The organism is Crenalkalicoccus roseus, assembly GCF_004761865.1.
GTDB classification, from domain to species: Bacteria; Pseudomonadota; Alphaproteobacteria; order Acetobacterales; family Acetobacteraceae; genus Crenalkalicoccus; species Crenalkalicoccus roseus.
Genome location: NZ_SJDM01000001.1, coordinates 183,115 through 202,633, shown reverse-complemented (window position 1 = coordinate 202,633; position 19,519 = coordinate 183,115). Strand labels below are relative to the sequence as shown.

The following is a 19,519-nucleotide window of genomic DNA, read 5'->3' as shown; positions in this document are numbered from 1 at the left end:
CCGCGGCCGGGCCGGCCGCGGCCTCATTCCTCCAGATGGGGCGCCGGATCGGCCGGCGACAGGGGGACCAGCCGGTCGGGCGGGAAGCGCAGCAGCGCCGTGGTGCCCGCCCCGGGCGCGCTCTCCAGGCTCAGCGCCACCCCCTGCGCCGCGGCCAGCGCACGGGCGAGGTAGAGACCGAGGCCGAGGCCCTGGAACTGGCGGGAGAGGGAGGAGTCGAGCTGGGTGAAGGCCTCGAAGGCGCGCGGGATGTCCTCCGGCCGCATGCCGATGCCGGTGTCCCGCACCCTGAGCAGCAGCGCGCCATCCGGCTCCGCCGCCGCCGAGACGGTGACGGAGCCGCCGGCCGGGGTGAATTTCACCGCGTTGGAGAGCAGGTTCAGCAGCACCTGGCGCAGCCGCCGCTCGTCGCCGCGCACCAGCGGCAGGGCGGGGGGCAGCTCGGCGCGCAGCGCCACGCCCCCCGCTGCCGCGGCGCCGCCGACGAAGCGGAGCGTGCTCGCGGCCAGTGCGGCGAGGTCGAGCTCGGCCTCGGCCACCTGGAAGCCCGAGGTCTCCACCCGCGTCGCGTCCAGGATGTCGTCTATCAGGGAGAGCAGATGGCGCCCCGCCTCCTCGATCGAGCGGGCGAAGCCGCGCGCCGTCTCGGGATCGGCGCCGGAGAGCAGCGCCTCGGAGAAGCCGATGACGGCGTTGAGCGGCGTGCGCAGCTCGTGGCTCATGGTGGCGAGGAAGCGGGACTTGGCCCGGTTCGCCGCCTCCGCCGCCTCCTTGGCCCGCTCGAGCTCGGAGCGGATGCGCCGGTCCTCGGTGACGTCGGTGAAGGTGAGGACGAAGCCGCCATCCGGCGTCGGATCGGAGACCACCTCGAGCACCCGCCCGTCCGGCCGGCTGCGCACCGAGCGGTGGGAGCGGGCGCGGTCGCGGCCGAGGATCGCCGCCGCCGCGGCGGCGCCGGCCTCGCCCTCCCCGTATTCGCCGCGCGCCTGCAGCCAGCGCACGAAGTCGTCGTAGGAGCGGCCGGGGGCGATCACCTCCTCGGGCAGGTCGAGCATCTGGCGCAGCACCGGGTTGGCCGCCACCACGCGCCCCCCCCCGTCCACCAGGCAGATGCCGTGGCGGATGTTGTCGAGCATCACCTGCTGGATGCCGGCGCGGCGCTTCGCCTCGGCCTCCGCCTCGGTCAGCAGGGTGACGTCGGTCCAGGTGACGACGAAGCCGCCATCCGGCGTCGGGTCGGAGGTGACCTCGATCATGCGCCCGTCCCGGTTCGGCCGCGCGTAGCGGTGCGGCCGGCCGCGGTCGAGGGCGAGGGCCATCTCCGCCAGGGTCCCGGAATCGCCGCCCACGGCGCCGTGGCGGAGCTGCGCCGCCACCACCTCCTCGAAGCTGCGCCCGGGACGGAGGAAGCCCGGCGGGTGGCCGCCGAGCTCCTCCGCCAGCCGGTTGGCCGCGATGACGCGCCGGTCCGGCCCGAAATAGCAGATGCCGTGGCGCATGTTGTCGAGCATCACCTGCAGCATCGCGGCGCGCTGCGAGGCCTCGGCCTGCATGCGCACCAGGGCGCTGACGTCGCTGTGGGTGATGATGAAGCCGCCATCCGGCGTGGGGTGGGACTCGACCTCGATGACCCTGCCGCCCGGGATGCGCCGCTGGTAGCGGTGCGCCCGCGTGCGGTCCATCGCCAGCACCTCGGCGCAGCGGCGCTCGGCCTCCTCGCCCGCGCCGAACAGCCCCTGGGCGAGCTGCTCGCGCACCAGGGTCTCGAAGCGCTCGCCGACGCGGCTCTCCATCGCCGGCAGGCCGTAATCCGGTCCGGCGAGACGGTTGGCCGCGACCAGGCGGTGGTCGGGGCCGTACATGGCGATGCCGTGGCGCACGTTGTCGAGGGTGGCGCGCAGCACCGCCGCCTGGCGCCGCGCCTCCTCCTCGGCGCGGGCACGGGCGGTGACATCGGTCCAGGTGACGACGAAGCCGCCATCCGGCACCGGGTCGGAGGCCATCTCGATGATGCGCCCGTCCGGGCGCACGCGCTGCCAGCGGTGCGCGAGGCTGCGGTCGAGGCCGATCAGCGAGGCGGCGAGGGCCTCCGCCTCCTCCCCCTCGCCGAGGGCGCCGCGCGCCCGCTGCAGCCGCACCAGCGCCTCCAGGCTCTGCCCCGGCGCCATCTCCTCCGGCAGCAGGCCGGCGAGGGCGGGGGCGAGGCGGTTGGCCACGCGCAGCCGCCGGTCCGGCCCGTAGAGGGCGATGCCGTGGCGGGTGTTGTCGAGCATCGCCTCGAGCGTTGCCGCGCGATCGCTCGCCTCGGCCTGGGCCTCGTGCAGCGCGGTGATGTCGGTGACGACCTGGACGTAGCCGCCATCCGGCAGGGGGGCGTAGCGGATGTCCACCACCGTGCCGTTGGGGCGGCGGTGCCAGCGCCGCTCCGGCGCCTTGGCCGGGGGTGGGGCGAGGTGGCGGCGGACCAGCTCCTCCGCGTCGCCCGGCGCATAGGGGCCGGGCCCGTACTCGCCGGCGAGGGCGCGGCGCAGGGCGATCTCGGCGCGATGCTCGCCGAGGCCGACCGGCGCCCCTTCCATGATCGCCTGGTAGGCGGCGTTCGCCATCGCCACCCGGTGGTCCGGCCCGATCACCAGCACGCCGTGCGGCAGCGCGGCCAGCACGCCGTCGAGCACCGCGGCGCGGCGCCGCGCCTCGTCCTCGGCGCGGCGCAGCGCGGTGACGTCGGCGATCTCGACCAGGTAGCCGCCTTCCGGCATGGGCTGGCTCTCGAAGCGCAGCACCGTCCCGTTCGGCCGCTCATGCGTGTAGGCCTGGGGGGTGGTGCGGTCGAGGCCGGCGCAGGCGGCGATCTGCGCCTCGGCCTCGCCGTTGAGGAACTCCCCCCGCGCGGCGAGCAGGCGCAGCAGCGCCTCCTCCGCCTGCCCCGGCCGCACCGTGCCGCGGGGCAGGCCGAGCAGGTCCTCGTAGCCGCGGTTGGCGGCGACGAGGGTGCGCCGCGCGTCGTACAGCGCCACGCCGCCATGCAGGTGGGCGAGCATCGTCTCCAGCCGGCGCGCCGCGGCCATGGCCTCGTCGGCGGCGGCGACATGGGGCGAGACGTCGAGGAGGACGCTGCAGAAGCCGCCGCCCGGCAGGGGCGCGCTGTGCAGCTCGTGGCTGGTGCCGTCGGCGTGGCGCAGCAGGCGCCGCAGCCGGCGCCCGCGGTCGAGGCGAAGCTGCCGCTCGGCGAGCGCGGCGGGGTCGCCCGGCCCGAAGGCGCCGCGCCAGGCGGCGAGGCGCACCACCTCCTCGAGCGGCGTGCCGGGCGGCAGCCGCTCCGGCGCCGCGCCGATCAGGGCGAAGGCGGCGGGGTTGGCCCCCACCAGCCGGTGCGCCGCGTCGAAGATCCAGACCGCGCAGGGCAGGGCGTCGAGCGCGGCGGCCTGAAGGGTGCCCGGCTGCTGCACCGCCTCCCCCTACCGCGCCGGGGCGCGCAGCGCGTGCAGCGCGAGGAGCGCCGCGCTCAGCACCAGCACCGCCGTCGCTTGGTGCAGCGTGCCGAGCCAGACCGGCACGACGAGCAGCAGCGTGGCGACGCCGAGCGCGTATTGCAGCAGGGTCGCACCCCCGAGGGCGAGGCAGGCCAGCCGCGCCCGCCCCGGCGGCAGGCGGCACCAGGCCAGCGCCGCGGCGCCGAGGGCGGCAAGGCCGGCCAGGGTGGCCAGGAGCCTGTGGTTGAACTGCACCGCGGCGACATTCCCCGTCATGTTCCGCCAGAAGGGCGAGAGCATGGCATAACCCTCCGGCACCAGCCGGCCGTCCATCAGCGGGAACGTATTGTAGTCGAAACCAGCCCGGAGTCCCGCGACAAATCCGCCCGCCAGCATCGCCGCCACCAGCAGCCAGGTGGCGAGCACCACCGCCCGGCGGACCCCCAGCCGCGCCGCGCGCTCCTCCGCCCCCACCGGGGCGGGGGCGGGGCGCAGCAGTGTCAGCGCGGTCCAGAGCAGCGCCGCGTAGAGCACGAGCGCGAGGCCGAGATGCAGGACGAGACGGTAGGGGGACACGGCGGTGCGCTCCGGCTCGAAGCCCGAGGCGACCATGAACCACCCGACCACCCCCTGCAGCCCCCCGAGCGCCAGCAGCCCGAGCAGCCGCCACCGGTAGCCCGGCGGGATCCGCCCGCTGGCCCAGAACCAGGCCAGCGGCAGCAGGTAGGCGAGACCGATCAGCCGCCCCCAGAGGCGGTGGATCCATTCCAGCCAGAAGATCTGCTTGAAGCCTTCCAGGCCGAAGCCGCGGTTGACCAGCTCGTATTGCGGGATGGTGCGGTAGAGGTCGTAGAGGCGCCGCCACTCGGCTTCGGTCAGCGGCGGCAGGATGCCCGAGATCGGCGCCCATTCCATGATGGACAGGCCCGAGCCGGTCAGGCGCGTGGCGCCACCGATCGCCACCATGATCCAGACCATGGCGGCAACGCCGAGCAGCCACCAGGCGATGGCGCGCGGGTTCCCTCCGGCATGCTGCGCGGTGGCCGGGTGGGGGGAGCGGAGATCGAAGGGCATGGCCGACCATATACGGCCGCCCGGCCCGGCGCGCAGCAGGCGCCGCTTGCCGCCGGCGGGGCGGGCTGCTACCGCAGCCGCCGCATGCCACCCGCCCTCGATGCGGCGCCCGTTGGCGGCGTCCCCCCGGGGCCGGCCGCGGGCGCGGTCCCCGGCGCCGCGCCGCCGGACGATCCGCCGCTGCTCTCCGTCGTCGTCCCGGTCCGCAACGAGGGGCCGAACATCGCCCCGCTGGTGGACGAGATCGAGGCCGCCCTGGCCGGCGTGGCGCACGAGATCGTCTACGTGGACGACGGCTCCACCGACGACACGCCGGCGGCGCTGCGCGCGGCGGCGGCCCGGGCGCCGCTGCGTCACCTGCGCCACCGCGCGAGCTGCGGCCAGTCCGCGGCCATCGTCACCGGGGTGAAGGCGGCGCGCGGCGCCTGGATCGCCACCCTCGACGGGGACGGGCAGAACGACCCGGCCGACATCCCCCGCCTGCTCGCCCGCGCGCGGGCGGAGGAGGCCGCGGGCGGGCCGGTGCTGGTGGCCGGCCACCGGGTCCGCCGCCGGGACGGGGCGGTGAAGCGCGTCACCAGCCGCATCGCCAACGCGGTCCGCGCCCGCCTGCTCGGCGATGCGACGCCGGATACGGGCTGCGGCCTCAAGGTGTTTCCCCGCGCCCTGTTCCTGGAACTGCCGCATTTCGACCACATGCACCGCTACCTGCCGGCGCTGGTGCTGCGCCAGGGCGGGCGGGTGGTGAGCGAGCCGGTCGGCCACCGCCCGCGGCTGCGCGGGCGCTCCAACTACGGCACGCTGGACCGTCTGGCGGTCAGCCTGTTCGACCTCGTCGGCGTCGCCTGGCTGCAGCGGCGCTGGAAGCGCCCGGTGGTGGAGAAGCCGTGAGCGCCCCCGCCCTCGCCGCCGGCGGCGGGGAGGCGGCGCCCCGCTCTCGCCGCAGGGCGCTGGCGAAGCTGGCGCTGCTCGCGCTCGGCCTTGCCGCTGCGGGCTGGGTGCTGCGCACTGCCGGGGTGGCGCCGGGCACCGAATGGGTGGACCGGCTGGTGCGCGGCCAGGGCCTGTGGGGGGAGGCGGTGTTCCTCGGCATCGGCGCGGCGCTGACCGCGGCCGGGGTGCCGCGGCAGGCGGTGGCCTTCCTCGCCGGCTATGCCTTCGGCACCGCGCTCGGTACTGGGCTTGCCCTCGCCGCGCAGCTTCTCGGCTGCACGCTCTCCTATGGATGGGCGCGACTGGTGGGGCGGGCCTGGGCGGAACGCCGCCTGGCTGGGCGCTTCGGGCACAGGCTGCGCCCGCTGCGCGACGCGCTGGCGGGCAGCCCCTTCGGCGCCACCCTGGCGCTGCGCCTGCTGCCGGTGGGCAACAACCTGGCGCTGAACCTGCTGGCCGGGATGGCGGCGCTGCCGGCCCTGCCCTTCCTCGCCGCCTCCGCCCTCGGCTACCTGCCGCAGACGGTGGTCTTCGCCTTGCTCGGCAAGGGGGTGCGGGTGGACGGAGCGTGGCAGCTCGGCCTCTCCCTCCTGCTGCTGCTCCTCTCGGTCGGCATCGGGCTCGGGCTGCTGCGGCGGCACCGGGCGGGGCGGGCGCTGGAGGGCGAGGCAGGGCGCTGACAGCCGCCCGCCCTTGCCGCGCCTTCCTCAGTGCAGCAGGAACTGCCCGTTGGCGTAGCGCAGCTCGGCCGGGCGGATGAGGGCCGAGGAGGCGACCCGCACCGAGTGCAGCGGCCCTTCGATCTCGCGCCGCCAGAAGTCCAGGAAGCGCATCAGCTCCGGGAATTCCGGCGCCAGGTCCAGCTTCTGCCAGATGAAGGTCTGCAGCACGCCGGGATGGTCCGGCATGTGGTAGAGGATCTCGGCGGTGGTCAGCCGCCAGTCGGGGATCCGGACGAAGTGTGCGATCTCCTGCAGCAAGCGCGTCACCCTTCCTCGTCTGTGGCGGGCGGGGGCGCGGGAGCCCCCTTCGCCTGGAAGGGAAGCATGCCATGGCGTTCCGGGTTCCGATCAAGAAAAATCGTGCGATATCAGGCTGTTAGCACTCGCCATCCCCGAGTGCTGCCGCCCTTGACGTCGGCGCGGGGCTGGCCTAGATCGCTAGCACTCCTTCGGGGGGAGTGCTAACGGCCGGCCGCCATCCGCGCGGGAAGGCCAGGGGGGACCCGCCCGGGGCGAGTATCGGACACTGCACAGCGAAGGCGTCAGGAGAGGACCGCATGAAGTTCCGGCCCCTGCATGACCGCGTTCTGGTCCGCCGCGTCAACGCGGAGGAGAAGACGGCGGGCGGCATCATCATTCCCGACACCGCCAAGGAGAAGCCGCAGGAGGGCGAGGTGATCGCCGTCGGCGCCGGCACGCTGAACGACAAGGGCGAGCTCCGCCCGCTGGACGTCAAGCCGGGCGACCGCGTGCTGTTCGGCAAGTGGTCGGGCACCGAGGTCAAGATCGGCGGCGAGGAGCTGCTGATCATGAAGGAGTCCGACATCATGGGCATCATCGAGAACCCTTCCGTCGCCAAGGCGGCCTGAGGCCCGGGCTCCGGCTCATCGTCAATCCAGGCGGTTCGCGGCGGGGCGACGGCGCAAGGCCCGTGCCCTGAGCGGAACCGCACGACCAGATAGAGGCAACGACACATGGCTGCGAAGGACGTCAAGTTCGGCGCTTCCGCCCGCGAGCGCATGCTGCACGGCGTGGACATCCTGGCCAACGCGGTGAAGGTCACCCTCGGCCCCAAGGGCCGCAACGTCGTGCTCGACAAGAGCTTCGGCGCGCCGCGCATCACCAAGGACGGCGTGACCGTCGCCAAGGAGATCGAGCTCGCCGACAAGTTCGAGAACATGGGCGCGCAGATGGTGCGCGAGGTGGCGTCGAAGACCAACGACGTCGCCGGCGACGGCACCACCACCGCGACCGTGCTCGCCCAGGCCATCGTCCGCGAGGGCGCCAAGGCGGTCGCCGCCGGCATGAACCCGATGGATCTCAAGCGCGGCATCGACAAGGCCGTGGCCGAGGTCGTGAAGGAGCTCGAGGCCCGCACCAAGAAGATCACCACCTCCGCCGAGGTCGCCCAGGTCGGCACCCTTTCCGCCAACGGCGAGAAGGAAATCGGCGAGATGATCGCCAAGGCGATGGAGAAGGTGGGCAACGAGGGCGTCATCACGGTCGAGGAGGCGAAGTCCATCCAGACCGAGCTCGACGTCGTCGAGGGCATGCAGTTCGACCGCGGCTACGTCTCCCCCTACTTCATCACCAACGCGGAGAAGATGATCGCGGAGCTGGATGATCCCTACATCCTGATCCACGAGAAGAAGCTCTCCGGCCTGCAGCCGATGCTGCCGCTGCTCGAGGCGGTGGTGCAGTCCGGCCGTCCGCTGGTGATCATCGCCGAGGACGTCGAGGGCGAGGCGCTGGCCACGCTGGTGGTGAACAAGCTGCGCGGCGGCCTCAAGGTCGCGGCGGTGAAGGCGCCGGGCTTCGGCGACCGCCGCAAGGCGATGCTCGAGGACATCGCGATCCTCACCGGCGGCCAGGTGATCAGCGAGGATCTCGGCATCAAGCTCGAGAACGTCTCGCTGAACATGCTCGGCCGCGCCAAGAAGGTGCGGATCGAGAAGGAGAACACCACGATCGTGGACGGCGCCGGCTCCAAGGACGAGATCAAGGGCCGCTGCGAGCAGATCAAGGCGCAGATCGAGGAGACCACCTCGGACTACGACCGCGAGAAGCTGCAGGAGCGCCTGGCGAAGCTCGCCGGCGGCGTCGCCGTGATCCGCGTCGGCGGCTCGACCGAGGTCGAGGTGAAGGAGCGCAAGGACCGCGTGGACGACGCGCTGCACGCCACCCGCGCCGCGGTGGAGGAGGGCATCGTCCCCGGCGGCGGCGTGGCGCTGGCCCGCGCGACCAAGGTGCTCGCCAGCCTGAAGGGCGAGAACCGCGACCAGGAGGTCGGCATCGAGATCGTGCGCCGCGCGATCCAGACGCCGCTGCGCCAGATCGCGGAGAACGCCGGCAAGGACGGCGCCGTGGTCGCCGGCGAGGTGCTGCGCAACGACAAGTACGAGTGGGGCTACGATGCCCAGAACGACGAGTTCAAGGACCTCGTCGCCGCCGGCATCATCGACCCGACCAAGGTCGTGCGCACCGCCCTGCAGGACGCCGCCTCGGTGGCCGGCCTGCTGATCACCACCGAGGCCATGGTGGCCGAGCGGCCGGAGAAGAAGCCGGCGCCGGCGGCCCCGGGCGGCGGCATGGGCGACATGGACTTCTGAGCCGCCCGTCGCGCGGCGACCGGAACGGGGGCGGGCCGCAGGGCCCGCCCCTTTTTCGTATCTGCGCCGGACCCGGAATCACGGGATCGAGAACCGCTTTGCGTTGACTTCCCCCTGCCAATCTGCGCCCATGGGCGGGCCAACCGTTCTTGGCCCGCCTTGCCGTGCCTACCCGGGGCTCCTCCCGGGCGCCTTCAAGCCGATCCAGCCCGGTTGATACCGCGTGGGCGATCGGCGCCTGCGCCCTGGCAGAGGAGGGTGCGTCGCATGGCGATCGGCACCGTGAAATGGTTCAACGCCACCAAGGGATACGGCTTCATCGTCCCTGAGGATGGCGGCAAGGACGTGTTCGTCCACATCACCGCCGTGCAGAAGGCGGGGCTTCAGGGCCTGAACGAGAATCAGCGGCTCAGCTACGAGGTCACGATGGAGCGCGGCAAGGCCGCGGCGGTGAATCTCAAGCCCGTCTGAAAACGATACGGCACCGGCCCAGGGCCGGTGCCGCTTCCATGCGCCGAAGCCGCCGTCCCCGCCGGGCTCAGCCGGTCCGCGTCTCCGCCGCGCTTCCCTGGATCCACACCCGCGTCGCGCCGCAGGCCCGCAGCAGCTCCTCGGCCTTGGCCTGGCGCTCCGGCGTATCGGCGTGCACCATCAGGATCACGCCCGTCGTCTCGGCCGCCTGGTGGTGCTCCGCCTCGCCGCCTGGCGCCACCGATTGCCCGACCGCCGTACCCGCCGCCGCCGTCGCGCCCCCCGCCGCGGCCGCCGCGGCCACGGCCGGCAGCATCGCGCCACCGGTTGCCACCACCGCCGCGCCGCCCGCCACAGCAGCGACGAGGTAGGTGCTGATGCCGATGCCGAGCTGGCGCAGGTTGCGCACCTCGTCCTCGCGCAGCGGCTCCTCCTCGGTCGAGGTGGCCGAGGGGTCCTCCCGCTTCGGAATGCGGATCGAAAGGTCGGCATGCTGGAAGTAGCTGCCTTCCAGACGCGACAGCGCCTCGTCCAGCTTGTCCTTGCTGTGGAACTCGCCGCACACCTGCGGCGCCACCGGCTCCGTGTGCTGCCCGGTCCAGCCCTCGCTGTTCGCCTCGATGGCCATGGCGCGGTCCTCCGCTACTCTCGGGCGGGACAACGCCTACCCGGCGCGTTTGTTCCGTAGAGGGAGCCCCCGGGATGTTCGACCTGCCCGCGCTGGAGGAGGCCGCGCGCCTCGTGCACCGCGCCTTTCCGCCGACGCCGCAACATGCCTGGCCGCTGCTCGCGGAGCGCGCCGGCTGCGAGGTCTGGGTGAAGCATGAGAACCACACCCCCACCGGCGCCTTCAAGCTGCGCGGCGGCCTCGTCTATATGGACCGGCTGCGGCGCGCGCGGCCCGGCGTGCGCGGCGTGGTCTCCGCCACCCGCGGCAATCACGGGCAGAGCCTCGCCTGGGCCGGCGCCCGGGCGGGCGTGCCGGTGACGATCGTGGTGCCGCACGGCAACAGCACGGAGAAGAACGCCGCGATGCGCGCCTTCGGCGCCCGCCTCGTCGAGCACGGGGCGGATTTCGATGCGGCGCGGGAGGAGGCGGCGCGGCTCGCCGCGGCGCAGGGGCTGGAATTCGCCCCCTCCTTCGCGCCCGAGCTGGTGCTCGGCGTCGCCACCTACGCGCTCGAGCTGTTCCGCGCCGCCCCGCCCCTCGATGCGCTCTACGTGCCGATCGGCCTCGGCAGCGGCATCTGCGGCTGCATCCTGGCGCGCGACCTGCTCGGCCTTCGCACCGAGATCGTGGGCGTGCAGAGCGCCGCGGCGCCCGCCTACGCGCTCTCCTTCGCCGAGGGGCGGGTGGTGACGACGCCGAGCGCGGAGACCCGCGCCGACGGCATGGCCACCCGCATCCCGGATCCGGCGGCGCTGGAGATCATCCGCGCCGGGGCCGCGCGCATCGTCACGGTCGGGGAGGAGGCCATCGCCGCGGCGATCCGCGCCTACTGGCAGGACACGCACAACCTGGCCGAGGGGGCGGGCGCGGCCCCGCTCGCCGCCCTGCTGGCCGAGCGCGGGCGGATGCGCGGCCGGCGCGTGGGGCTGGTGCTGAGCGGGGGCAACATAGACCTCGCCCTGTTCCAGGACTGGGTGCTGGGCGGCTGAGCGCCCGGGCGCTACTCCAGATAGCGCTGCCGCAGGTGCTCCATGAAGTCCCGCGGGTCGAGCGGCCGGCCCGTGGCATGACGCAGCAGGTCCTGGAAGCCGAGGCGCGCCCCCTGCGCATGCACCCGCTCGCGCAGCCAGGCGATGAGCGGCAGCATCTCGCCGCGGGCCAGCTCCTCGTCGAGGGCCGGGATATCGTGCCGCGCCGCGCGCATGAGCTGCGCCGCCGCCATGGCGCCCAGCGTGTAGCTCGGGAAGTAGCCGAAGGCGCCGTCGTGCCAGTGGATGTCCTGCAGGCAGCCATGCGCGTCGTCGGGCGGAACGATGCCGAGCAGGTCGCGAAGCCCCTCGGCCCAGGCGCCGGGCAGGTCGGCGACGGCGAGGCCGCCGCCGATCAGCGCCCGCTCCAGCCGGAAGCGCAGGATGACGTGAGCGGGGTAGGTCAGCTCGTCGGCGTCCACGCGGATCAGGCCGCGCTCCACGCGCCGCCACAGCCGGGCCAAGTTCTCCGGCGCGTAGGGGGCGGGATCGCCGCCGAAGGCGGCGTGCAGCTCGGGGCCGAGGAAGGCGAGGAAGGCGTCGGAGCGGCAGGCCTGCATCTCCACGATCAGGCTCTGGGATTCGTGCACCGCCATGCCCGCCGCCTCGCCCACCGGCTGGCGCGCCCATTCCCGGGGCAGGCCGCGCTCATAGAGGGCGTGGCCGGTCTCGTGCAGCACGCCGAGCAGGGATTTCTCCACCCTGTCCTCGGCATAGAAGGTGGTGATGCGGATGTCGGAGGGCGTGCCGCCGCAGAAGGGGTGCAGGCTCTCATCCAGGCGCGCATGGCCGTAGTCGAGCCCGATGCGCTCGGAGAGGCGCCGGCACAGCGCCCGCTGCGCCGCCACCGGGAAGGGGCCGCGCAGCGGCACGGGGGCGGGGCGGCGGGCCTGCGCCGCCTCGGCGCGCGGCAGCGCGTCGCGCAGGAACGCCTCGTAGGCGGCGAAGACCGGCTCCACCTCGGCGGCGGTGACGCCGGGCTGGTAGCCGTCCATCAGCGCGTCATAGGGGTCCATGCCGAGCGCGGCGCCAAGCCCCTGCGCCGCCTCGCGCTGCAGCCGCACCACCTCCTCGAGGCGCGGGCGGACCAGGGCGAAGTCGGACGTCGCCTTGGCCCTGCGCCAGACCGTCTCGCAGGCGCTGTTGGCGCGCGCCATCGCCTCGACCAGCGCGGTCGGCAGGGCGGTGGCGCGGGCATGGGCGCGGCGCATCAGGGCGAGGTTGGCGCGGTCCCATTCGCCTTCCGCCGTCGCCACCGCCAGATCCTCGGCCACCTCGGGCGCGGTCAGCAGCTCGTGCTGCAGCCCGGCGAGGGTGGCGAGCTGCTCGGCCCGCGCCGCGGCGCCGCCCGGCGGCATCATGGCGCTGGCATCCCAGTGCAGCATCGCCGCCGCCTCGCCGAGTGCGGCGTGGCGGGCGAAGCGGGTCTTCAGGCGGGCATAGGCGGCGTTCATGGGGCGGCGGGATCCTCCGGCGGCGGGCGGCGATCGGCCGGGGCGGGGCGGCGACGCAGGAAGGCGATCAGCACGCCGACCAGCGCCGCCGCCAGCCCGTACCAGGTGATCGCGTAGCCGAGATGGGGGTTGTTCGGCCGTGGCAGGCTGCGCGCCGGCGCCGGCAGGGCACCGGGCGGCGTGTCGGGCCCGGCCAGGGCGACCAGGCCGAAGGGCGCGACCGCCTCGAGGCCGAGCGCCTGGCCGATCGCCTCCGGGTCGAAGGTGTAGAAGCGCCGCCCGGCGGTGTCGTCGCGCGGCGAGAAGAGGGTGCGCGGGTCGGGGGGGCGGACGTAGCCGGTGACGGCGACCTCCCCCTCGGGCCGGTCCAGGCCCTCGGTCCGCTCCAGCGGCACCCAGCCGCGCTCCACCAGCAGCGCCGGGGCGCCGGGGCGGAGCAGCGGGGTCAGCAGCCGCGCCCCCATGGTGGTGCCGCGCACCTCGAGGCCGAGCAGCGCCTCCCGCTCATGGTCGAAGCGGCCCCTGGCCTCGACCTTGGCGAAGTCGGGCGGCGGCGCGACGCCGAGCGGCAGAGGCGGGCCGGCCTCGGCCGCGGCGATACGCTCCAGCAGATCGGTCTTCCAGTGCAGCCGCTGCACCTGCCAGGTGCCGAGCGCCAGCAGCACCGCCAGCACCGGCAGGGCGAGCAGCAGGAGCAGGAGCCGGCGGCGCGGGAGCATCCCGGCTAGCTGCCGGCCTCGTCCCGGCGGTGGCGGTACTGCAGCCCCGCCAGCGCCGCCTTGGCCACGCGCATCACGTAGATGGAGAGCGGCAGCACCACCGCCGGCCACAGCAGCGCGTGCAGCCAAAGCGGCGGCTGGTAGCGGGCATCCACCACCAGGGCGCCGATGACGGCGAGGGTGCCGACCACGAAGATGCCGGCCACCGCCGGCCCGTCGCCCGCGTCGTGGCGGCTGAGGTCCAGCCCGCAGGCGGGGCAGGTGTCGCGGATGGCAAGCAGGCCCGAGAAGAGTGGGCCGCGCCCGCAGCGCGGGCAGCGGCCGAGCAGCGCCACCTGTGCCAGCGGCGCGGCCCGCGGGGCGCTCATCGCGCCCCCGCCGGCGCGTCGTGCGGGGGCAAGCGGCTCAGTGCTCCGCGATCTCCCCGGCGCCCCACCAGTAGATGCAGACGAAGAGGAACAGCCAGACCACGTCCACGAAGTGCCAGTACCAGGCCGCCGCCTCGAAGCCGAAATGGCGCTGCGGCGTGAAGTGGCCCCTCAGCGCGCGGAAGAAGCAGACGATCAGGAAGGTGGTGCCGACGATGACGTGGAAGCCGTGGAAGCCGGTGGCGAGGTAGAAGGTGGAGGGATAGACGCCGCCGGTGAAGGGGAAGGGCGCCACCGAGTACTCGTAGGCCTGGAAGGCGGTGAAGCAGATGCCGAGGAAGATGGTGAGGCCGAGGCCGGTGAGCATCGCCTGCCGGTCGCCGTGCAGCAGCGCGTGGTGCGACCAGGTCAGGGTGCTGCCGGAGAGCAGCAGGATCAGGGTGTTGAGGAAGGGCAGGTGCCACGGATCGAAGGTGTAGATGCCCTGCGGCGGCCAGATCGCCGTCTCGGCGCCGGAGACGTGCTCGGGGAACAGCGCGTAGTGGAAGAAGGCCCAGAAGAAGGCGACGAAGAACATCACCTCGGAGGCGATGAACAGCGCCATGCCGTAGCGCAGGCCGATGCGCACCACCGGGGTGTGCAGGCCGGGCGTGCGGCTTTCCCTGATCACGTCGCGCCACCAGAAGAACATGGTGGCGAGCGTGCCGAGAATGCCGATGGTGAGCACGATCCGGTCGCCGTAATGGGCGAACAGGATGATGCCGAGCACCAGCGCCCCGCCGGCGAAGGCGCCGACCAGCGGCCATGGCGAGGGATCCACCAGGTGGTAGGGGTGCTTGTGCAGCGGCGCGGGCTCGTCCTGCGCCGTCCGTGTGGTGGTGATATCCATCGCCTGTCCTGGTGCAAAGCCTGCCGGGGCGGCGGCGGCCGCTCCGGGGGAAGGCCGGGAGCCCCCCGATCGGGGGGCATCAATCCCCAAATCCGGGTGGGGATCAAGCCCGTGCGGCCGGTCGCTCATGCTGCGCTCCCGCGGATCATGGCGTGGCCCGGTCCCGCGCCGGACCCACATGCGGCCCGGCGCTGGCCAGCGCGCCCGCGCGCGCGGCGTCGTCCAGGCTGCGGAAGAAGCTGTAGTTGACGGTGATGGTGCGGATGCCGCGGGTGTTCGGGTCCTCGGCGATCCGCGGGTCCACCCAGAAGGAGAGCGGCATGTCCACCTCCTGCCCCGGTTCGAGCGTCTGCTGCTCGAAGCAGAAGCAGGCCACCTTGTGGAAGTATCTTCCCACCACCTCGGGCGTGACGTTGTAGGTGGCCACCCCGGTCACCGGCGTGTCCGCGAGGTTGCGCGCCTGGTAGAAGCCGAGCCCCTCCTCCCCGACATGCAGCTGCATCGAGGGCTGGGCGGGGGCGAAGCGCCAGGGCAGGCTCGGGTGCGTCACCGCGTTGAAGCGCACCGTCACCACCTGCTCGCCCGCCCCCGGCGCGGCGCCGCCGCCCACCTGCACCGTCCCGCCGTAGCCGGTGACGCGGCAGAACAGGTCGTAGAGCGGCACGGCGGCGAAGGAGAGGCCGAGCATGCCGAGCACCACGCCGCCCACCGCCCCCGCCATCAGGCGGTTGCGGCGCCGCAGGGCATCGGCCGGGGAGGGTCTCGTCGCGTCCATGGCATCCCTTCACTGGCAGCACGCGCGGCTTCGGGCAAGGATCAGCCGGACAGGACCCGCGCCGCGCTGATGAAGTAGAACAGCACCACCAGCCCGAACAGCACGGCGAGCAGCGCCCAGTTCCGCTGCCGGCGCCGGCGCTCGAACAGCTTGCGCTCCTCCGGCGTCATGCGAGCAGCAGCCGGTCCGCGGCCAGCGCCGCGAACAGCAACGCCAGGTAGAGCAGGGAGAAGCGGAAGGCGCGCCGCGCCGGGCGGTCTCCGGTCAGGCTGCGGCCGGCCGCGTCCTGGCGGTCCCGCCACACCGCCCAGGCGTGCCAGAGGAAGCCGGCGCCGAGCAGCAGCGCCGCGGCGAGGTAAGCCGGGCCCGCGAACCCCAGCGCCCAAGGCAGCAGCGTCAGCGGCACCAGCAGCAGCGTGTAGACCAGCACCTGACGCCGCGTCTCCCGCGCCCCATGGGTGACGGGGAGCATCGGCACGCCGACGCGGGCGTAGTCGGCGTGCGCCCAGAGGCTGAGCGACCAGAAGTGCGGCGGGGTCCAGAGGAAGATGATGGCGAACAGCACCAGCGGCGGCAGGGCGATGTCGCCGGTCACGGCGGCCCAGCCGATCACCGGCGGGAAGGCGCCGGCGGCGCCGCCGATGACGATGTTCTGCGGCGTCCGGCGCTTCAGCCACATGGTGTAGACGAGGACGTAGAAGCCGATCGAGAGCGCCAGTACCCCCGCCGCCACCCAGTTGGTGGCGAGCCCCATCACGGCGACCGAGAGGGTGGCGAGCGCCAGGCCGAAGCCGAGCGCCGCGCCCGGCTCGATCCGCCCGGCCGGGATCGGGCGCTGCGCGGTACGGCGCATGCGCGCGTCTATGTCGTGGTCGTACCACATGTTGATCGCGCCCGCCGCGCCGGCGCCGAGGCCGATGCAGAGCACCGCCGCCACCGCGAGCGCCGGCGGCAGCGCGCCGGGCGCGACCAGCATCCCGACCACGCCGGTGAACACGACGAGGGAGACCACCCGCGGCTTGAGCAGCGCGATCCAGTCGCGGACCTCGGACAGGTCCTGGCTTCCGGCAAGCGTGAGGGGAGCGGCGGCGCCCCCTCTCGTCTCGGCTGTGATGTCGCTCATGGCATGGCCCCTGCGGGCCGGCGCGGCCCGGGGGCGCGCCGGCGGTGCGGCCGCCGCGCTAGCGGATGCGCGGCAGCTCCTCGAAGGTGTGGAAGGGCGGCGGCGAGCTGACCTGCCACTCCAGCGTGGTCGCGCCTTCGCCCCACTGGTTGGCCGGCACCCTCTCCGTGCTCGTGAAGATGCGCCAGCAGACGTAGAGGAACACGAGCACCGAGGCGGCCGAGATGTAGGAGCCGAGCGAGGAGATCATGTTCCAGCCCCAGAACGCGTCCGGGTAGTCCGGGAAGCGCCGCGGCATGCCCTGCGCGCCCAGGAAGTGCTGGGGGAAGAAGGTGATGTTGGCGCCGATGAAGAACATCCAGAAGTGCACCTTGCCCCAGAACTCGGGGTAGGGCTTGCCGCTCATCTTGCCGATCCAGTAGTAGAAGCCGGCGAAGATGCCGAACACGGCGCCGAGGCTCAGCACGTAGTGGAAGTGCGCCACCACGTAGTAGGTGTGGTGCAGGATCTGCGTCACCGGGGCGTTGGCCAGCTTCACGCCCGAGACGCCGCCCACCGTGAACAGGAAGATGAAGCCGATGGCGAACAGCATCGGCGTGGTGAAGCGGATGGAGCCGCCCCACATGGTGGCGATCCAGGAGAACACCTTGATGCCCGTCGGCACCGCGATGACCATCGTGGCCGCCATGAAGTAGGCGCGCGTGTCCACCGAGATGCCCGAGGTGAACATGTGGTGCGCCCACACGATGAAGCCGACGAAGCCGATCGCCACCATCGCGTAGGCCATGCCGAGGTAGCCGAACACCGGCTTGCGGCTGAAGGTGGAGACGATGTGGCTGATGATCCCGAAGGCCGGCAGGATCATGATGTAGACTTCGGGGTGTCCGAAGAACCAGAACAGGTGCTGGAACAGCACCGGGTCGCCGCCGCCCGCCGGGTCGAAGAAGGCGGTGCCGAAGTTGCGGTCGGTGATCAGCATGGTGATGGCGCCGGCCAGCACCGGCACCGCCAGCAGCAGCAGGAAGGCGGTGACCAGCATGGACCACACGAAGAGCGGCATCTTGTGCAGCGTCATGCCGGGGGCGCGCATGTTCAGGATGGTGGTGATGAAGTTCGCCGCGCCCATGATCGAGCTCGCCCCCGCCAGGTGCAGCGAGAACAGCGCGAGGTCCACCGACGGCCCGGGATGGTAGGTGGAATCCGACAGCGGCGTGTAGATCGTCCAGCCCGTCCCGGGCCCGCTGCCCACGAACAGGCTGGCCACCAGCAGGATGAAGGCCGGCACCAGCAGCCAGAACGAGATGTTGTTCATGCGCGGGAAGGCCATGTCCGGCGCGCCGATCATCAGCGGCACGAACCAGTTGCCGAACCCGCCGATCAGCGCCGGCATGACCACGAAGAACACCATGATCAGCCCGTGCGCGCTGACCCAGGCGTTCCAGCTCTGCCCGTCGGCGAAGAACTGCAGGCCGGGGCTCTGCAGCTCCATGCGCATCATCACCGAGATCGCGCCGCCGATCAGGCCCGCGACGACGGAGAAGATCAGGTAGAGGGTGCCGATGTCCTTGTGGTTGGTGGAGAACAGCCACCGCGCCACGAAGCCCGGCTTGTGGTCGTGGTCGTGGTGGCCGTGATGCGCGTCAGTCGCGGTCGCCATGGTGTCCGTCCCGCTCGTCCGTGTTCGTCCTCAGCCTTCCCGCCGGATCAGCGGCGGGTTTCGGCAAGCTGCCGCTCCGCGGCCGGGGCCGCGGCCACCGCGGGCGGCGTGCCGTCGGCCCGCGCGAATCGCTGACGCGCCTCGGCCACCCAGGCCTCGAAGCGCTCCGGCGAGACGGCGCGCACCTCGATCGGCATGAACCAGTGGTTCACGCCGCAGATGTTGTTGCACTGCCCGTAGAACACGCCCTCGCGGTCGGCGCGGAACCAGGTCTCCAGCGTGCGGCCGGGGATGGTGTATTTCTGCACGCCGAGCGAGGGCACGAAGAAGCTGTGGATCACGTCCTGGCCCGTGGTCAGGATGCGCACATTCGCCCCGACCGGCACCACCATCGGCTCGTCCACCGACAGCGTGCGAAGCTGGCCCGGGCCGATCTCGTCATCCGGGATGGGCCGGCTGTCGAAGGCGAAATTGCCGTGATCCGGGTACTGGTAGTGCCAGTACCACTGCCGCCCCTGCACGTTGATGGTGAGGTCGGCGTCGCGCGCCCGGTCCTGGAAGTAGATCAGCCGGAAGGAGGGAATGGCGATCACCACCAGGATCAGCACCGGCACCACCGTCCAGGCCACCTCGAGCAGCGTGTTGTGGCTGGTGCGCGAGGGCACCGGGTTCGCGCTCTCGCGGAAGCGCCACACGCAGTAGATGATCAGCGCCAGCACGAAGGCGACGATGCCGATCATGATCCAGAGGATCAGGTTGTTGAAGCTGTTGATCTCGGTCTTGATGATGCCGCCCGAGGGCTGGAGCGCGACCCCCCAGGGCGTCGGCGCGCCGACCATGCCCGGCGGGCCGTCCGCCTGCTGCGCCGTGGCCGGCGCCATCGCGGCGCACGCCCAGAAAAGGATCGTCAAGACCGGGCCCGTTGCCCTGCCGAACCACCGACCGATCACCCGCCGCATCCCGTATCCTGCCGGGCGCGCCATGCGCGCCGCCTGATCCCGAACCCGCCGGCCCAGGGCCGCCGGTGCGCCGCGCCACCCGCGGAGCGGGGCGGCGGCGCGGGCGGACCATAGTCGCGCGGCATGGCCCCGCACAAGTGAGGTATCGCTAAAGAAAGGCAAGGGGAGCGTCGGCCTCAGCCGCCCGCCTCGGCATCGGCCTCGCCCTCCGCCACGTGGTCCACCATGTCCGAGAGCATCGAGCGGATGTGCTCGTCGCCCACGGCGTAGAACACCTGCCGCCCGCGCCGCTCCGCCTGCAGCAGCCGCGCCGCGCGCAGAAGGCGCAGGTGGTGCGACACGAGCGAGGCGGAGATGCCGAGCCGCTCGGCCATCTCGCCCACCGCCGCCGGCTGGTCGAGGCAGGCGAGGATGATGCGCAGCCGCGTCGGGTCGCTCATCAGGCGGAACATCTCCGCCAGCTCGACCACCTGGTCCTCACCGATCCTGCCGCGCATGCGCCGCCCTGCCTCCCTTGCCGCCCCGACAGGCTCGCGCCGGCGGGGCGCGGCCGCAAGCGGCGCTTGACATCGGCCGCAGGCGGGGACACCTGCCG

Annotated in this window: 20 protein-coding genes; 6 read left to right on the top strand and 14 right to left on the bottom strand. The window is 73.0% G+C overall.

Annotated elements, in window-relative coordinates:
* Positions 1-23: 23 nt before the first annotated feature.
* Together ET526_RS00955 and ET526_RS00950 are read right to left on the bottom strand one after the other, a co-directional pair.
* Positions 24-3,449, bottom strand: a complete 3,426-nt coding sequence (locus ET526_RS00955; protein WP_135465783.1) for a PAS-domain containing protein — start codon at positions 3,447-3,449, stop codon at positions 24-26.
* A 9-nt stretch (positions 3,450-3,458) separates the two neighbouring features.
* Positions 3,459-4,547: a COX15/CtaA family protein gene (locus ET526_RS00950; protein WP_135465782.1), complete on the bottom strand. Its 1,089-nt coding sequence runs from the start codon at positions 4,545-4,547 to the stop codon at positions 3,459-3,461.
* A gap of 84 nt (positions 4,548-4,631) precedes the next feature.
* Here ET526_RS00950 and ET526_RS00945 point away from each other — a divergent pair, with 84 nt between their 5' ends.
* Both ET526_RS00945 and ET526_RS00940 read left to right on the top strand, forming a co-directional pair.
* On the top strand, positions 4,632-5,438 hold the full coding sequence (locus tag ET526_RS00945) for a glycosyltransferase family 2 protein (protein WP_135465781.1): 807 nt from the start codon (positions 4,632-4,634) through the stop codon (positions 5,436-5,438).
* Positions 5,435-6,160 carry a TVP38/TMEM64 family protein gene (locus ET526_RS00940; protein ID WP_135465780.1) on the top strand — a complete coding sequence of 242 codons (726 nt, stop codon included), beginning with the start codon at positions 5,435-5,437 and terminating at the stop codon, positions 6,158-6,160. Before ET526_RS00945 ends, ET526_RS00940 begins: the two co-directional genes overlap by 4 nt.
* Positions 6,161-6,187: 27 nt before the next feature.
* Here ET526_RS00940 and ET526_RS00935 read toward each other — a convergent pair whose 3' ends face one another.
* Positions 6,188-6,388, bottom strand: a complete 201-nt coding sequence (locus ET526_RS00935) for an usg protein (RefSeq protein WP_240048213.1) — start codon at positions 6,386-6,388, stop codon at positions 6,188-6,190.
* Positions 6,389-6,759: 371 nt separating this feature from the next.
* Between ET526_RS00935 and groES the strand changes: the two genes are divergently transcribed.
* The 3 genes from groES to ET526_RS00920 all read left to right on the top strand — a co-directional run bounded on the left by groES (position 6,760) and on the right by ET526_RS00920 (position 9,282).
* The gene (groES, locus tag ET526_RS00930; RefSeq protein WP_135465779.1) at positions 6,760-7,071 is read left to right on the top strand and encodes a co-chaperone GroES; all 312 of its coding nucleotides are present in this window, start codon (positions 6,760-6,762) and stop codon (positions 7,069-7,071) included.
* A gap of 105 nt (positions 7,072-7,176) precedes the next feature.
* Positions 7,177-8,811, top strand: a complete 1,635-nt coding sequence (gene groL / locus ET526_RS00925) for a chaperonin GroEL (RefSeq protein WP_135465778.1) — start codon at positions 7,177-7,179, stop codon at positions 8,809-8,811.
* 267 nt (positions 8,812-9,078) lie between these two features.
* Positions 9,079-9,282, top strand: a complete 204-nt coding sequence (locus ET526_RS00920; RefSeq protein WP_135465777.1) for a cold-shock protein — start codon at positions 9,079-9,081, stop codon at positions 9,280-9,282.
* 67 nt (positions 9,283-9,349) lie between these two features.
* Here ET526_RS00920 and ET526_RS00915 read toward each other — a convergent pair whose 3' ends face one another.
* Positions 9,350-9,910, bottom strand: coding sequence for a hypothetical protein (locus ET526_RS00915; protein WP_135465776.1), 561 nt, complete (start codon positions 9,908-9,910; stop codon positions 9,350-9,352).
* A 74-nt stretch (positions 9,911-9,984) separates the two neighbouring features.
* Between ET526_RS00915 and ET526_RS00910 the strand changes: the two genes are divergently transcribed.
* Positions 9,985-10,941 carry a threonine dehydratase gene (locus ET526_RS00910; protein ID WP_135465775.1) on the top strand — a complete coding sequence of 319 codons (957 nt, stop codon included), beginning with the start codon at positions 9,985-9,987 and terminating at the stop codon, positions 10,939-10,941.
* 11 nt (positions 10,942-10,952) lie between these two features.
* On the opposite strand, the gene ET526_RS00905 is transcribed toward ET526_RS00910, so the two are convergent.
* From ET526_RS00905 to ET526_RS00865, 10 genes are all read right to left on the bottom strand, one after another.
* The gene (locus tag ET526_RS00905) at positions 10,953-12,434 is read right to left on the bottom strand and encodes a carboxypeptidase M32 (RefSeq protein WP_135465774.1); all 1,482 of its coding nucleotides are present in this window, start codon (positions 12,432-12,434) and stop codon (positions 10,953-10,955) included.
* A complete protein-coding gene (locus ET526_RS00900) occupies positions 12,431-13,153 on the bottom strand; it encodes an SURF1 family protein (protein WP_135465773.1) in 723 nt (240 codons plus the stop codon). The genes ET526_RS00905 and ET526_RS00900 overlap by 4 nt, the downstream gene beginning before the upstream one ends.
* A gap of 5 nt (positions 13,154-13,158) precedes the next feature.
* Positions 13,159-13,521 carry a DUF983 domain-containing protein gene (locus ET526_RS00895; RefSeq protein WP_204623435.1) on the bottom strand — a complete coding sequence of 121 codons (363 nt, stop codon included), beginning with the start codon at positions 13,519-13,521 and terminating at the stop codon, positions 13,159-13,161.
* Positions 13,522-13,558: 37 nt separating this feature from the next.
* The gene (locus tag ET526_RS00890; RefSeq protein ID WP_135465772.1) at positions 13,559-14,410 is read right to left on the bottom strand and encodes a cytochrome c oxidase subunit 3; all 852 of its coding nucleotides are present in this window, start codon (positions 14,408-14,410) and stop codon (positions 13,559-13,561) included.
* A gap of 145 nt (positions 14,411-14,555) precedes the next feature.
* A complete protein-coding gene (locus tag ET526_RS00885) occupies positions 14,556-15,185 on the bottom strand; it encodes a cytochrome c oxidase assembly protein (protein ID WP_135465771.1) in 630 nt (209 codons plus the stop codon).
* A gap of 41 nt (positions 15,186-15,226) precedes the next feature.
* On the bottom strand, positions 15,227-15,355 hold the full coding sequence (locus ET526_RS22295) for a hypothetical protein (RefSeq protein WP_275668622.1): 129 nt from the start codon (positions 15,353-15,355) through the stop codon (positions 15,227-15,229).
* The gene (locus ET526_RS00880; RefSeq protein WP_135465770.1) at positions 15,352-16,308 is read right to left on the bottom strand and encodes a heme o synthase; all 957 of its coding nucleotides are present in this window, start codon (positions 16,306-16,308) and stop codon (positions 15,352-15,354) included. Before ET526_RS00880 ends, ET526_RS22295 begins: the two co-directional genes overlap by 4 nt.
* A 58-nt stretch (positions 16,309-16,366) precedes the next feature.
* Positions 16,367-17,965: a cytochrome c oxidase subunit I gene (gene ctaD / locus ET526_RS00875; protein WP_135465769.1), complete on the bottom strand. Its 1,599-nt coding sequence runs from the start codon at positions 17,963-17,965 to the stop codon at positions 16,367-16,369.
* 47 nt (positions 17,966-18,012) lie between these two features.
* The gene (gene coxB, locus ET526_RS00870; RefSeq protein WP_135465768.1) at positions 18,013-18,846 is read right to left on the bottom strand and encodes a cytochrome c oxidase subunit II; all 834 of its coding nucleotides are present in this window, start codon (positions 18,844-18,846) and stop codon (positions 18,013-18,015) included.
* 254 nt (positions 18,847-19,100) lie between these two features.
* Positions 19,101-19,421, bottom strand: coding sequence for an ArsR/SmtB family transcription factor (locus ET526_RS00865; protein ID WP_135465767.1), 321 nt, complete (start codon positions 19,419-19,421; stop codon positions 19,101-19,103).
* Between the last annotated feature and the right edge of the window lie 98 nt (positions 19,422-19,519).

Bases quoted from the DNA above. Each gene is read 5' to 3' on its own strand.
- ET526_RS00950 (WP_135465782.1), bottom strand. From the start codon at position 4,547: ATGCCCTTCGATCTCCGCTCCCCCCACCCGGCCACCGCGCAGCATGCC.
- ET526_RS00945 (WP_135465781.1), top strand. From the start codon at position 4,632: ATGCCACCCGCCCTCGATGCGGCGCCCGTTGGCGGCGTCCCCCCGGGG.
- ET526_RS00935 (WP_240048213.1), bottom strand. From the start codon at position 6,388: ATGCCGGACCATCCCGGCGTGCTGCAGACCTTCATCTGGCAGAAGCTG.
- groES (WP_135465779.1), top strand. From the start codon at position 6,760: ATGAAGTTCCGGCCCCTGCATGACCGCGTTCTGGTCCGCCGCGTCAAC.
- groL (WP_135465778.1), top strand. From the start codon at position 7,177: ATGGCTGCGAAGGACGTCAAGTTCGGCGCTTCCGCCCGCGAGCGCATG.
- ET526_RS00920 (WP_135465777.1), top strand. From the start codon at position 9,079: ATGGCGATCGGCACCGTGAAATGGTTCAACGCCACCAAGGGATACGGC.
- ET526_RS00915 (WP_135465776.1), bottom strand. From the start codon at position 9,910: ATGGCCATCGAGGCGAACAGCGAGGGCTGGACCGGGCAGCACACGGAG.
- ET526_RS00910 (WP_135465775.1), top strand. From the start codon at position 9,985: ATGTTCGACCTGCCCGCGCTGGAGGAGGCCGCGCGCCTCGTGCACCGC.
- ET526_RS00905 (WP_135465774.1), bottom strand. From the start codon at position 12,434: ATGAACGCCGCCTATGCCCGCCTGAAGACCCGCTTCGCCCGCCACGCC.
- ET526_RS00900 (WP_135465773.1), bottom strand. From the start codon at position 13,153: ATGCTCCCGCGCCGCCGGCTCCTGCTCCTGCTGCTCGCCCTGCCGGTG.
- ET526_RS00895 (WP_204623435.1), bottom strand. From the start codon at position 13,521: ATGAGCGCCCCGCGGGCCGCGCCGCTGGCACAGGTGGCGCTGCTCGGC.
- ET526_RS00890 (WP_135465772.1), bottom strand. From the start codon at position 14,410: ATGGATATCACCACCACACGGACGGCGCAGGACGAGCCCGCGCCGCTG.
- ET526_RS00885 (WP_135465771.1), bottom strand. From the start codon at position 15,185: ATGGACGCGACGAGACCCTCCCCGGCCGATGCCCTGCGGCGCCGCAAC.
- ET526_RS22295 (WP_275668622.1), bottom strand. From the start codon at position 15,355: ATGACGCCGGAGGAGCGCAAGCTGTTCGAGCGCCGGCGCCGGCAGCGG.
- ET526_RS00880 (WP_135465770.1), bottom strand. From the start codon at position 16,308: ATGAGCGACATCACAGCCGAGACGAGAGGGGGCGCCGCCGCTCCCCTC.
- ctaD (WP_135465769.1), bottom strand. From the start codon at position 17,965: ATGGCGACCGCGACTGACGCGCATCACGGCCACCACGACCACGACCAC.
- coxB (WP_135465768.1), bottom strand. From the start codon at position 18,846: ATGGCGCCGGCCACGGCGCAGCAGGCGGACGGCCCGCCGGGCATGGTC.
- ET526_RS00865 (WP_135465767.1), bottom strand. From the start codon at position 19,421: ATGCGCGGCAGGATCGGTGAGGACCAGGTGGTCGAGCTGGCGGAGATG.